Below are 13,244 nucleotides of genomic sequence, written 5' to 3'. Positions count from 1 at the left end.
TCATGCCTAGTCCAAAATCCAAAACCCAGAATCGTCCTCGTTCCCCTCTCAATCCAAAATCCAAAACCCAAAATCCAAAACTCCTAGCCTCTCCCGCTTCGGTCAATTCCGCTGTGAAGTCCATCTGCGACATTATGCGCCGGTCGAATTGCGCCGGTGCGATGCAGTACGTGCCGGAGCTGACCTGGATTCTTTTCCTGCGGATTCTGGATGAGCGCGAACAGCGCGAGGCGATTGAGGCCGAGGCGCTGTCCGTGCCGTTCACGCCGTCTTTGAAACCACCCTACCGCTGGCGCGACTGGGCCGCGCCCGACGGAAAGAAGCGTAAGGCGCTGGTGGAAGGCGCGACCAACGCATTCTACGACTTCGTGAACCGGGACCTGATTCCACACCTGAAAGCGCTGAAGGACAAGCCGAACGCCACCCCGCGGCAGAAGGTTATCTCGGAAATCTTCTCCGGCGTGGAGCGCACGCGAATTGATACCGAGCGGAACCTCCTGGACGTGCTAGACAAGGTGAACGAGCTGTCGCACGAGACGGTTGACCAGACCCACGTGTTCGCCTTGTCTCAGGTGTATGAAGGTCTTTTGCTCAAGATGGGCGAGAAGAACAATGACGGCGGCCAGTTTTTCACACCGCGCGAGGTTATCCGGGTGCTGGTGCGCGGAATAGACCCGAAGGTAGGAGAAACGGTGTACGACCCGTGTTGCGGAACCGGCGGATTCCTGGCCGAGACCTACGCGCACATCCGGGCCCGCCTGGGCGAGAACGTCACCGCTGACCAGATGGATATCCTCAAACGTAGAACCTTCTTTGGCCGGGAGAAGGACAACACCATTTATCCGATTGCGCTTGCCAATCTGGTCCTGCACGAGATTGACGAACCGCACATCTGGCACGGCAATACCCTGACCGGACAGGAAATATATGGCGGTCTGTTTACCGGAGCGCCTTCCCTGTACGATGTCATCCTGATGAATCCGCCATTCGGCGGGAAGGAGAGCAAAGAGGCTCAGACCCGTTTTGCTTACAGAACCAGCGCCACGCAGGTGCTGTTTCTCCAGCATGTAATTGACTCCCTGAAGCCGGGCGGGCGCGCCGGTATCGTGCTGGATGAAGGTGTGCTCTTCCGCACCAACGAGAACGCTTTCGTGCAGACCAAGCGGAAGCTATTGGACGAGTGCGACCTTTGGGCCATCATCAGCCTGCCGCCGGGCACGTTCATCAACGCGGGTGCGGGCGTGAAGGCGAACCTATTGTTCTTCACTAAGGGCAGGCCGACCGAGAAAGTCTGGTACTACGACATCTCGGACGTGAAGGTGACAAAGAAGAAGCCCTTGACCCGGGACCGGTTCGAGGACTTCTTTCGGCTTCTGCCCCAGCGGGGCGAGAGCGAGAGGAGCTGGACCGTGACGCGGGAGGAACTGGAGAAACGTGGGCTCGACTTGAAGGCGGTGAACCCGAACCGCAAAGTCGTGGAAGATACCCGCACGCCGGAGCAATTGCTGGACGCGATTGAAGAACAGGGCAGGCTCGTGGCCGAGGCAGTGGCGCGACTGCGGAGCCTGTCGCGAAACAGCAAGCAGGAGGGTCAATGAAAATCCATTGGCACGTGGCAACCGCGGCCGAAACACGGCAAGCTGGAAGGTATTATCAATGACCGGCAGGTTGCGTCGGGCAGTTTTCGACAAACGCACGGCCATTGCCACTTCTGCGGGGACGCGCTGGTATTCGAGCACTATGGGAAAGTGATACATTAGGAATCTGGGTCAGAACAAACAGCGCCGCAAGGCGAGGAGGTACCAATGAAGGAATCTGGTTCGGAGATAACGTATGATGACCGGGGCGGGGAGTCACCTAAGACTTCCATCGTCATCCACGGAGCATCGAGTCATGTCGCGGGCGTTGCGGCCGAGTACGCGTTCTTGGCGCAGAAGTTCGGTAAGCAGGGTCGCGACTGGAAGCTTGAGATGCAGGCCGTGGGCGAAACCGAGGGCCGGCGCTGGGATATGATGTGCGTAAAGCTGTCCGACGGCACGGAGAAGACGCTTTACTTCGACATCACCGAGTTCTACGGCAAGTGGTGAAAACAGGAGCTGGTACATCGGAGGGAGCAATGGGACATTATGCGAAGATTGGTCGGCAAGAGCAGGGGAATTGGCAATGACAACTCGCCGTCAGCGTGGCACTGCTGGTCTGCGGGTAAATGGGTGGGCCTCATCATTTTGGTAAAGGACAGGGTACTAACTAAGATATTGGGCGATGGCGAGAATCCGGGGGCGCGGCGACGGTTGGCCGGAAGGAGGGCAGCCTGAAGGGGAGCAGCCGGAGAGGAAGAACTGTTCTCCACCCATAGATCTGGTCTTTGGTTTGATCAAGACCCGGCAGGTTGAGGAAACCGTCAGTGAGGCATTGCAACGCACCAAGAGCTGGCCGCAGACATGACCCGCAGTCGAGAATGGGAACCGGACGCAGTGGCTTGTTGAACCCGGTCTTGCGATTCGGGTACCCGCTGTGTCGGACTGGCCAGGCCTTCAGCCGAGCTTGATACAGCTTTTGAGGGTACCGGCTCAGGCTTGGCCATGGTATGCGGTCACGGCTTCGGCCCCGGCCAGATAGTGTCGGCTGGGCTGTCAAAGCCGATAGAAATAGTACTAGTAGTAATCCAATTAGGTACTTACAAGGCCCTATCTGGCGCACACTGGGGGTGTTCCATTTTGGAAGCTGTTGCATAAGTTCTCTATTGCCAGCATGATATAGCACAGGGCCGCTAACCCGTCGCGGAAGCTAGCGCGAGGGCAGAGGGTTACCCAGTGACTCGGGGAGTGACTCCCCTTGTGAGTCGCGTTCTAAGGCCGCACCTGAGTTGCAGGGTCAGGCTGGTTTTGACTTCGGGGTTGAGCTGATCGCTGAGGGAGCTTGTTAAGCGGCCTGTGAGTAAGGAGTTGAAATAGTCTGTCTCTGGTTACGTCACAGGATGTGTGAGATGGTATTTGAGTCTTGGTCTGACTGGTAAGTTCAGAGGTCGGTTCAGAGGCTGTTTCAGTCAGGTTGTCAGGGCCGGGCTGAGTTTCGGCATGAGCCGGTTCTTGAGGTCTCTGTTCAGGCCGCAGGTCTTGGGCGGTCTTGTATGGATAGGGCCGGGGTCATGCCGGGCTGAGGGGAGTGTTTTCGCTCAGTTGCTAGCAGGAAACAAGGACCTGAGGCCGATAGCGACCGTTTCCTCAGGGGCATAGTTCAGCTGGGTGCGCGGCGCTGTTTCTTGTTTCAGTGGATGGCCGCTGTCCTTTTCCTTGCCAATACGCTTTACTTGACACGCTGCCTATCATCGGAATTCTATGTCGTATGTGCACCGGGATGGTTTTCGCGCTGATGGCGGCAGCGTTGCCGTTGGTGGAGAGTATCGTTGACAGCGTGTTCGCGAGAAGGGCAGGGATGGCGACTCGCTACCAGAGTGCGAGCTATCTGGCAGATTATCACTACTGGGAGCGCGACAGCAGGGGCAGGTTGTTGCGGGAGGAAACGTGTCGCCGACGTGTGTATGCTGGTACCGGTCAGACGCAGGTAGAGTTTCTTGAGGTGACGCTGAACGGCAGGAGGGTGGATGGCCGGAACAGGGAGCGGTTGATAGCGGCGCTCCGGCGCAAGGGGTTGGTGCAGGATGAGGCGATGATGCCGTTTTTCCGCGACACTAAGCATGTCTATCGTTATGAGCTTTTGGGTGAGGATACTTGTCTGGAGCGGTCGGCCTGGGTGCTTGGGTTCATGCCGGTGCGAAAGTCGCAGCAGACCGTCGAGGGTCGGGCATTCATTGATAAGGAGAATTACGATGTGCTGGCAATGGAGTTCAGGCCGGCAAAGTTGCCCTGGGTGTGTGCGGGAACCAAAATGAAGCTGTGGTGTGCGATACTTGTCACCGTGATTCTGTTCTTCCGCGTGTCAAGAGCGGCCGGTATTCTGATGCTGCCGTACATCGGCTGGGTAAGCTTCGCTAGTGCCCTGAATGCGGGAATATGGGTTCTCAACCGGTAACAATCCGTCCCCGAGTCGTCTTCAGCCGGTGCCTGACCTTTGACCATTGCCGGTACAACGGCCAGATAATCGCAAGCGAGGCAGTGGCACTGCTGAAGAAATTCTGCGAATGTGTGACGCCCTGCCCAGAGGTTGACATCGGCCTGGGCGTGCCGCGTGAGCCGATACGCATCGTCCGGACGGACACAGGGCTCAGGCTGGTACAGCCGGCAACCGGCCAGGACATTACCGAGAAAATGGAGGAGTACGCGCACAGGTTTCTTGATAAGCTTGGGCCGGTGGACGGGTTCGTGCTGAAGGGCAGGAGTCCGAGCTGCGGGCTGTCGGATGTGAAGCTGTTCGCCTATGCGGGCAAGAGTTCGCCGTTACCGGGCAAGGTTGCCGGTTTCTTTGGCCGGGCAGTGCTGGAGCGATTTCCGGATAGCGCGGTCGAAGATGAGGGCAGGCTGTTGAACTTTACCCTGCGGGAGCATTTTCTTACGCGCATTTACCTTTCGTGCCGTTTCCGTCAACTGCCGCGCACGATGGGCGCACTTGTGCAGTTTCACGCCGAGAACAAGTTACTGCTGCTGGGCTACAATCAGACCAAGATGCGGGAGCTGGGCAGGCTGGTGGCAAACTTCGAACACCGGCCGGTGAAAATTGTCTATGAGGCGTATGCCAAAGGACTGGCTAAGGCAGTTGCCAAGCCGCCGCGACCGCAGTCAGCAGTGAACGTGCTCGAACATGCGCTCGGATACTTCAAGGATCGGTTGAGTCCGGCGGAGAAGCGGTTCAGTCGCGAGGCAATAGTCAACTATCGTGCAGGCCGCGTGCCTTTGTCGGTGCCGCAGACGATTGTCCGGGCGTACATCGTCCGGTTCGGCGAGGAATACCTTGCGCAGCAGAGTTTCTTTCGGCCGTATCCGCAGGAGCTGGCCCTGATTTCTGACTCGGGTAAAGGAAGGGACTTGTGAAGAGCCGCCGATTGCCGTTACCAGATTACAGGGACAATAGGCGGAGGATGCTTCAATAGACTTCCGGCGCAGCCGGCTATTGCATGCGGCTCTGGAGCATTCACCCGAAATACCTTGATCGCACCGGTTTGGTTGCCTTGTGGCGCGAGGCGCTATTGGCCCAGGCGGTTCTTCGGGGCAGGACAAGGGGATACCGGCATCATCCGCAACTGGAGCGATTCAGAAAACATCCGCGGCCCAGGCTGGCAATAGCCGAATATCTACGGGCCGTGTGGAAGGAGGCGGTTAGGCGGGGGTATCGGTTTGATCGGCACAAGTTGAGCCCGCGGCACAGGGTGGAAAGGATTCCGATTGCAACCGGGCAGGTAGAATACGAGTTTCTTCTGCTGAAACAGAAAGTAAGGCGACGAGACCGGCGCTGGTATCGGATGATGCCTAGAATCCGCACACCCGCAGTTCACCCGCTGTTTCGTGTGGTAAGTGGTGGAGTGGCGGACTGGGAGCGAATGCTGGGCCGGGTTTGGCGAAGCGCGCGGGGTTGACTGGCCGCACGCGCGAGTCAGCCGGCGAGGGCGACAACAGGCGGCTTTGGGCCGAGATGGACAACTTCAGCTTTCCTGCACTGCGAGGAAAACCAGAATGATGACCTATGCCAGATGCGGAAGCACTGTAGGAAAGCTCGCAGTGCGTTGTGAGGCGAGGGGCGCAGGGTCATTGACCGGGTTTGCCCGCCGAGCTATACTTTCTATTCCATGGCTCTTGTTGTTGTCCATCGGCCCGCGGATGAGTTCATGGCCCAGAGTATCAAGGACCTTCTGGAGCAGAACGGAATTCCGGCAATGATGCATTCGTTTCAGATCCCGGCCCACGACGGCATTGCGCAGGTGATGAGACCTTCGTGGGGAGAGGTGCTGGTCGAGGAGGAAGACCTTGAGCGGGCAAAGGAACTTGTCGAGGGATTCTTGGCTGAGGATTCGAGACTGATGCAAGGATACGAAGATGCCGGTGGTTCAGGCCGGACAGTCGAGCCGACGGACGAAGCGAAGGGATGTGGACACGCCGGGGAGTCCGGAAACCGGCAGTCCGGAGTTGAGGACAGTGAGTAGTCTTGCGCCGTTTGGCCGCATGCTTGTTGTCCTGGGCATTGTGCTGGTGCTTGTTGGTGCCGGCCTGCTGGCGGCGGCACGGTTTGGCCTGCCGCGGCTGCCGGGCGACGTGGTTATCGAGCGGCGAAACCTGGTGGTTTATATTCCGGTTGCGTCAGCCTTGGTTGTTTCGGTCATCCTGACGCTGCTTTTGAACCTGTTTCTGCGGCGGTAACTGGTCGCAGAGCCGACTGACAGTCTGATGAGAGAAGAAGATACAAGGTAGAGGTGAAATGAGATTCGTATATCGTTTTGGTAACGGGCTGGCTGATGGTTCGGCCAAGATGCTCGACGTGCTTGGCGGTAAGGGCGCAAATCTGGCCGAGATGACGAACATCGGTCTGCCGGTGCCGCCCGGGTTTACGATTTCGACCCGGGTGTGCGTTTATCGCATGAAACACGGCCGGCTGCCCAAGCGTCTGCCGGCCGAGGTGCGGCGCGGCATGGAGTTTATCGAGCAGGTGGTCGGTCGCCGATTCGGCGACGCAGAATGTCCGCTCTTAGTTTCAGTGCGGTCCGGTGCCCGGGCTTCGATGCCGGGCATGATGGACACGGTCCTGAACCTTGGTCTGAACGACGTGACGGTTGACGGTCTGGCACGGCTGACCCGTAACGAGCGGTTCGCACTTGATTCATACCGCCGGTTCATTCAGATGTTTTCCGACGTCGTGCTTGGGACCGGCGACGCTGAGTTCGAGAAGATTCTTGTGGCGGAGCGGAAGCGGACCGGGGTCAAGGATGATGCCGAACTGGATGCTGCAGGCCTGAGCCGGGTCGTGGCACGCTACAAGGCCAAGGTGCGGGAGCTTTCCGGCCGGGATTTTCCCCAAGACCCGCAGGAGCAACTGTGGATGGCAATTGAGGCAGTGCTTGGTTCCTGGAATAACGAGCGGGCCAGGGAGTATCGCCGGATTTACCGGATTCCGGATGACTGGGGTACCGCGGTCAATGTTCAGGCGATGGTGTTTGGTAATCTGGGCGAGGGATCAGCAACCGGGGTTGCTTTCACGCGTAACCCGGCAACTGGCGAACGCAAGCATTACGGTGAGTATCTGAACAATGCCCAGGGTGAGGACATTGTTGCCGGAATCCGCAACCCGAAGCCTTTGGAGTGGCTGGCCGCAGAGCAGCCGAAAGTGTATCGGCGGCTGACAAGCATGTTTGCCCGGCTGGAGCGGCATTACCGGGACATGCAGGACGTTGAGTTCACGGTCGAGCGGGGCCGGCTCTGGGTGCTTCAGTGCCGGACCGGCAAGCGGACACCAAGAGCAGCGGTGAAGATTGCCCACGATATGGTGCGGGAGCGGCTTATTTCGCAGAAGGAGGCAGTGCTGCGCGTGAACCCGGATGCGGCCGCAGCCTTGCTTCATTCCAGTATTGACCCGACCGCAAAGTACGAAGTAGTGGCCCGGGGGTTAGGGGCTTCGCCGGGTGCGGCCTCAGGTGAGATGGTTTTGAGTTCGGAGCGGGCAGTCGAGCTTGCACTGGCCGGCCGGAAGGTAGTGCTTGTTCGGCACCAGACTTCGGCCGACGATGTTGGTGGCATGGCCCGTGCCGAAGGTTTCCTGACCGCGGCGGGCGGCATGACTTCGCATGCTGCGGTTGTGGCCCGGGGCATGGGCAAGCCGTGTGTAGTAGGATGCGAGGCGCTGCGAGTGGACTACGAGGGCCGGAAGGTTCTGGTCGGCACGCGCGAGCTGGCTGAGGGTGATGTTATCACGATTGACGGTTCGAGCGGAGAGGTGATTGCCGGCGCGGTGCCGCTGGTCGAAGCATCTTTCCCGGAAGACTTCGTCACGTTGCTTTCCTGGGCTGACAAGTTCCGCCGGCTGCGGGTGCGGACCAATGCCGATTTGCCAAAGGATGCGGCTAAGGCGAGAGAGTACGGCGCCGAGGGAATCGGTCTGTGTCGGACCGAGCACATGTTCTTCGGTCCGGACCGGATAAGCGCAATGCAGGAGATGATTGTTGCCGAGGACGAGGCCGGACGCCGGCGGGCACTTGCCAAGCTACTGCCGATGCAGCGCAACGACTTTGCGAACATTTTCCGGGCGATGAACGGTTTCCCGGTTACGATTCGGACTCTTGACCCGCCACTGCATGAGTTTCTGCCCAAGGACGAGCCCGGGCTGGTAAAGGTAGCGGCGCGGGTCGGGATGCCGGTTGAGAAGCTCAGGGTGGTGGTGGAGCGGTTGCGGGAGGAGAATCCGATGCTCGGCTTCAGGGGATGCCGGCTCGGCATTACCAGGCCGGAGATTACCGAGATGCAGGCAAGGGCGATCTTTGAGGCGGCGTGCGAGGTGAAGGCCGAGGGCGTTGATGTCAAGCCCGAGGTGATGATTCCATTGGTCGGCGATGTAAGGGAGTTTGTGCTCCAGCGCGAGGTGGTTGATCGGGTCGCGGCCCAGGTGTTTGAGAAGACCGGGATAAGGGTGGAGTATTTGGTCGGCACGATGATCGAGGTGCCGCGTGCGGCAATGACCGCGGATGACATCGGCCGGGAAGCGGGTTTCTTTTCGTTCGGGACCAATGATCTGACCCAGATGACTTTCGGTTTTTCGCGTGACGACGTCGGTAAGTTTCTGCCCCAGTACCTGGAGTTGAGGATAGTGCCGCGCAATCCGTTCGAGACACTTGATGTCGAAGGGGTCGGCATGCTGATGCGGCTGGCCGTGCGGATGGGCCGGCGCGTGAAGCCTGAGCTGAAAATCGGCATCTGCGGTGAGCACGGCGGCGATCCGGATTCAATCAGGTTCTGCCATCAGCTTGGAATGGATTATGTCAGTTGCTCGCCTTATCGCGTACCGGTTGCTCGGCTGGCCGCGGCCCATGCGGCGCTGCGCGAGGAGCAGGAGGCTGAGCGCCGGGCTGAGCGGGTAAGAATCCGGGCCAGGATGAGGAGCCGTAGAGCAAGGCCCGTATGAGCGCCGTTTTGCCGGGCGGCGAAGCAAGACGACCGGATTTCGCTCAGGGTCTGCTGAGCGAAATGGTTCAGCGTCATCCAGATGTGTGGTTCAATCCGAACCGGCGTCAGTTGATCCAGGAGGTAGTGGAACGCCGGGAGGCGTTTGTTGCCCAGTGCGGATGCCTGGCGACTTGGACCCCGGTTGAGTCCACTGGTCGAAGTCCGAGGGATACGGTCCTTGTCCGACGTCCGGAGTCTGAGGCCCTGTTTGACTGGGATTCACCAAACAACATTCCGATTTCACCTGACACTTTCGACATGCTGGTCGAGGATGCGGTCAATGCCATGTCGAGGAAACCGAGACTGTATGTGACTGACCGTGTGCTTGGTGCTGACCCAAGTTATGCACTGCCGTTTCGGACGATTTCCGACCGCAGCCTGACCGCACTGTTCACCGTCAACATGTTCCGGCCAGTAGATAGGGAGGCACAGGTGAAGTCTGCGAAGTCGGTGTTTGCGGACCGGCCGTTTACTTTGTTGGTGCTTCCTTATGATAAGCTCGACCCGGCGCGGTACGAGGGTAGATTGCGTAAGCTGCCGGGGAGCAACAGGACCTCGAATATGGTGATTGCCACCGACATGGACCGCAGGCTTGGTGTGATATTTGGCTCGGCCTATTGCGGCAGCGTGAAGAAGCTTGCGTTCACAGTTATGAATTTTCTGCTGCCAGCTGAGGGCATCCTGCCAATTCACTGCTCGGCGAATGAGGGTAGGGATGGAGATGTGGCACTTTTGCTTGGGTTGTCCGGCACGGGTAAGACAACGCTTTCGGCTGACCCGAGGCGGAAACTTTTGGGCGATGATGAGCACGGCTGGAGTGATTCAGGCATTGCCAATTTTGAGAACGGTTGCTATGCGAAGCTTATCAATCTTGACCCGCAGAAAGAACCGGAGATATATCAGGCGTGCTTCCATCAGGCGCATTTTCTTGAGCATGGTGCGATCATTGAGAATGCGATGATGTACCCGGACGGCCGGTTCGACCTTGCCGACAGTCGGTTCACGCAAAACTCTCGCGGCTCCTATCCTTTGTCGTTTCTTTCCAATGTCAAGAATCCGCCGGTGGGGGGTCACCCAAGGACGGTTATTTTTCTGACCGCGGATGCGCACGGTGTGCTGCCACCGGTTGCCCGGCTGTCGCGAGACCGGGCGATGCTCTGGTTTCTGATGGGTTATACGTCGAAGCTCGCCGGTACTGAGACCGGCGTAATTGAGCCGGTGAGCACGTTCTCAAGGTTCTTTGGCCAGCCGTTCATGCCGCGCAATCCCGAGGTCTATGCCCAGCTTCTGGGTGAGAAACTGGACCGTCATCGGGTCAGGGTCTATCTTGTGAATACCGGCTGGACCGGCGGGCCGTACGGTGTGGGTCGGCGAATAGAGATCAGTCTGACAAGAGAGATGGTCGAGGCGGCATTGTCTGGTGCGCTGGAGCATGTTGAATATCGTGAAGACCCGGTGTTTCATCTTGAGGTACCAAAGGTCTGTCCAGGTGTGCCGGATGATGCGATGCTCGACCCGGCCAACACATGGAAGGACCGACTGGCCTACGAGAACCGGGCAAGAAGGCTGGCGGCCGAGTTCTGCACCCAGTTTGAGAAGGCTTACGGAAACAAGAACATCGCACCAGAAGTCAGCCGCCAGTGTCCGGGCCGGTAGCTGTCAGGCTGTTCCGGCGCCGTTTTGGGGAGAAGAGAAGTGCTAGGCCGAAGATGGTGCTGGAGGTGATGATGATCACTGCGCCGGCTGGAGCATCAGTAAGCCAGGATACGACAAGACCAATCAGACAGGAAAGAATGCTGAATAGAACCGAGAGAAAATACATCGTCTTCAGCCGGTAAGTGAGCTGGAATGCGGCCGAGGGCGGGTTGACAATCAGGCTGAAGATGAGCAGGCCGCCGACTGTGGAAAGATTGGCCGTCACCACCAGCCCAGACAGCGCCAGCATCACAAAGAAGAATACCCGCTCCGGAATCCCCACCGCTCGCGCAATCTCTCGATTGTGGAGCAGGGCGCAGGTCTCTTTGTAGAAAAGGGAAAGAAAAAGAAGGATAACAGCCGCAACTGCGGCCATCAGGATAAGGTCCTGGGATGAAACAAGCAGAATGTTGCCCCAGATAAGGCTGAGCGCTTCACTGCGCGGGCCGCGCAAGAGGCCCAGGCCCAGAAAAGCAAGCCCCAGCACCAGCGAGAAGATGATACCGAGCGAGACTGATGGTGCGAGGTCAGACCGTTCCGCCACCGGCCCAATTGCCAGAGAAGCAACTAGACAAAAAAGCAAGGCCGAAGCAAGCGGGTTGATGCCCAGCAAGAGTCCGGCAATCGAGCCGGCAAACGCGGCATGGGACATGGCTACGCCGACAAAAGGTATTTCCATCATTACCACCCAGACGCCCACGATGCCGCACACCAGACCGCCAAGCACCGCAGCAACCGCAGGTTTCCAGAGCAAGAGAAATTCAGCCAGCATCGGCAAATAGAAGTTCAAGCTGCCGCTTGTCAGCCAGCAGGCTACGGTCGCCGGTAGCCAGAAGCTGACCGTTTTTCACCATGACAATACGGTTTGTAACCTTGGGCAGGTGGTCAAGCTGATGCGTGACCATCACTACCGTCAGGTTGAATTTCCTCCAGGCGGTTACTACCAGTTCACTTAGTTCCTGCACTGCCCGGGGGTCAAGGTTGGAGGTAGGCTCATCAAGTAGTAAGAGCTCTGGCTCCTGCACCAGGGCCCGGGCTAGCGAGAGCTTGCGGGCTTCGCCGCCGGACAACTGTCCCACCGGCCGGTGTGCCAGATGCAGAATGCCGGCAAGCTGCATCATTTCCCGGCAGCGGTCGTAGTCCTGCTGCTTCAGTCTTCGCAGAACACCCGCACGGCCGATGCGACCCATAAGTACCGCTTCCAGGCACGAAATGGGCACGCGCGGGTCCACTCTTTCCTGCTGGGCAACATAACCGATGCGCCGACGCAGACGGGCAAAACTGCGACTGGTGCCGCGTTCACCCAAAACTTCCACGGTGCCGGAATGAATCCGGCCCAGACCGTTGAAAACTGTAAGAAGGGTAGTCTTGCCGGCACCGTTCGGCCCGATGATGCCGCAGAAATCGCCATGCTGTAACTCCAGCGAAACATTGTGCAAAGCCACATTGCTGCGGTAGCTGACAGTAACCGAGCGGATGGAAACAGCAGGGGAAGTCGAGGCCAACGGCTCAGGGATTCAAGCCTTCCAGAGCAGAAGCAAGGGCGCGGGCGTTGTCAAGAAGCGCTTGGCAGTAGGCTGGCTTTTCTGCTTTCTGGCTTTCTGGCTTTCCGGCTTTCTTGCTCTTTTGGTTTTTGGCTTTGCCGGGTAGCGGGAAATTAGTCAGGGTGACATGTGCTACGCCGTGGGCTTCGGCGAGTGGCTTGCCTGCATCTGAACCGGACTGCAGATTGTCCACGACAAGCATGACCCCGGAGTCGGCCATTACCCGGGCCAGACGCACCAGTTCCTGAGCGGTGAATTCTTCGGGCCGGCCATAGGTGGCAACCACAGAAAATCCCAGCCAGCGCAGGAAAGGAGCCTGATGCTCAGCCGCAATTACTCTGGGCATGGCCCGGCCGGAAAAAAGGCTGCACGCCTGGGCCGCAGCGGAATCTATTTGCGCTGTATAGTATTGTGCGGCCAGGCGGAAGCTGTCCGCGTGAGCGCTGTCTATTTCCACGAGCAGTTGCAGAACCTCTTTTACCGCCTGCTTGTGTATAGCCGGCACCATCCAGTTGCCCTTGGTGCTCAGCGTCCGGCGTATCACTCTGGGATTGTGCAACGCCTGCTCCAGCTTGGCAAACCACTCTTCCCAGCCATGATTGAGTAGGAGCTGGGCATCGTTTGCCGCAGCCACGGCCGAAGGTGGAATATCGAAATGGCCCGGACACATGCCACCAGGCGCAATGGCGGTAGCCTGCACATACTTGCCACCAATCGCTTCAACTATGGAAGAAATAAGCGTAGTGGTGGTCACGACCCGGAGCCGGGAACCAGGCCTGGCCGCGCAACCAAAAACTGCCAGCCCCAGCGCAATGGCCACCAGCACCCAGCCGGACAGAAGCCATAGTCGTCCATTCGCACCATTCCACCACTTCAAGCCACTGGCTCGAATCAAGCTGTCTGACCT

General features: G+C 58.5%; 12 protein-coding genes. 9 read left to right on the top strand and 3 right to left on the bottom strand.

The window, feature by feature from the left end; all coding sequences use genetic code 11:
- Window positions 1-2: 2 nt before the first annotated feature.
- The 9 genes from ABIL25_00360 to ABIL25_00320 all read left to right on the top strand — a co-directional run bounded on the left by ABIL25_00360 (window position 3) and on the right by ABIL25_00320 (window position 10,754).
- Window positions 3-1,598 carry an N-6 DNA methylase gene (locus ABIL25_00360; protein ID MEO0080732.1) on the top strand — a complete coding sequence of 532 codons (1,596 nt, stop codon included), beginning with the start codon at window positions 3-5 and terminating at the stop codon, window positions 1,596-1,598.
- A gap of 207 nt (window positions 1,599-1,805) precedes the next feature.
- Window positions 1,806-2,087 (top strand): hypothetical protein, encoded by a 282-nt coding sequence (locus ABIL25_00355; GenBank protein MEO0080731.1) that lies wholly within the window; start codon window positions 1,806-1,808, stop codon window positions 2,085-2,087.
- Between the two features lie 1,258 nt (window positions 2,088-3,345).
- Window positions 3,346-4,032 (top strand): tryptophan-rich sensory protein, encoded by a 687-nt coding sequence (locus ABIL25_00350; GenBank protein MEO0080730.1) that lies wholly within the window; start codon window positions 3,346-3,348, stop codon window positions 4,030-4,032.
- The gene (locus ABIL25_00345) at window positions 4,014-4,988 is read left to right on the top strand and encodes a DUF523 and DUF1722 domain-containing protein (protein ID MEO0080729.1); all 975 of its coding nucleotides are present in this window, start codon (window positions 4,014-4,016) and stop codon (window positions 4,986-4,988) included. The genes ABIL25_00350 and ABIL25_00345 overlap by 19 nt, the downstream gene beginning before the upstream one ends.
- A gap of 83 nt (window positions 4,989-5,071) precedes the next feature.
- Entirely contained in the window at window positions 5,072-5,530 is a 459-nt protein-coding gene (locus ABIL25_00340) for a pyrimidine dimer DNA glycosylase/endonuclease V (GenBank protein MEO0080728.1), read from the top strand.
- A gap of 210 nt (window positions 5,531-5,740) precedes the next feature.
- Window positions 5,741-6,094, top strand: coding sequence for a DUF2007 domain-containing protein (locus tag ABIL25_00335; protein MEO0080727.1), 354 nt, complete (start codon window positions 5,741-5,743; stop codon window positions 6,092-6,094).
- Complete coding sequence (locus ABIL25_00330; GenBank protein MEO0080726.1) at window positions 6,087-6,308, top strand: DUF2905 domain-containing protein; 222 nt, start codon at window positions 6,087-6,089, stop codon at window positions 6,306-6,308. The genes ABIL25_00335 and ABIL25_00330 overlap by 8 nt, the downstream gene beginning before the upstream one ends.
- Window positions 6,309-6,366: 58 nt before the next feature.
- Window positions 6,367-9,057, top strand: coding sequence for a pyruvate, phosphate dikinase (gene ppdK / locus ABIL25_00325; GenBank protein ID MEO0080725.1), 2,691 nt, complete (start codon window positions 6,367-6,369; stop codon window positions 9,055-9,057).
- Window positions 9,054-10,754, top strand: a complete 1,701-nt coding sequence (locus ABIL25_00320) for a phosphoenolpyruvate carboxykinase (ATP) (GenBank protein ID MEO0080724.1) — start codon at window positions 9,054-9,056, stop codon at window positions 10,752-10,754. Before ppdK ends, ABIL25_00320 begins: the two co-directional genes overlap by 4 nt.
- Here ABIL25_00320 and ABIL25_00315 read toward each other — a convergent pair.
- From ABIL25_00315 to ABIL25_00305, 3 genes are read right to left on the bottom strand one after another with little or no spacing between them, the layout of a single operon-like run.
- Window positions 10,729-11,547 (bottom strand): metal ABC transporter permease, encoded by an 819-nt coding sequence (locus ABIL25_00315; GenBank protein MEO0080723.1) that lies wholly within the window; start codon window positions 11,545-11,547, stop codon window positions 10,729-10,731. The two genes, ABIL25_00320 and ABIL25_00315, sit on opposite strands and share 26 nt — an antisense overlap.
- Window positions 11,548-11,554: 7 nt before the next feature.
- Window positions 11,555-12,298 carry an ATP-binding cassette domain-containing protein gene (locus tag ABIL25_00310; GenBank protein MEO0080722.1) on the bottom strand — a complete coding sequence of 248 codons (744 nt, stop codon included), beginning with the start codon at window positions 12,296-12,298 and terminating at the stop codon, window positions 11,555-11,557.
- A gap of 4 nt (window positions 12,299-12,302) precedes the next feature.
- Window positions 12,303-13,214, bottom strand: a complete 912-nt coding sequence (locus ABIL25_00305; protein MEO0080721.1) for a zinc ABC transporter substrate-binding protein — start codon at window positions 13,212-13,214, stop codon at window positions 12,303-12,305.
- Between the last annotated feature and the right edge of the window lie 30 nt (window positions 13,215-13,244).

The sequence above is a fragment of the candidate division WOR-3 bacterium genome (assembly GCA_039801365.1).
Classification (GTDB): Bacteria; Hydrothermota; Tepidihabitantia; order Tepidihabitantales; family Tepidihabitantaceae; genus JBDRUN01.
Note: the sequence above shows the minus strand (reverse complement) of the source record. Positions and strands in the feature narration are given on the sequence as shown.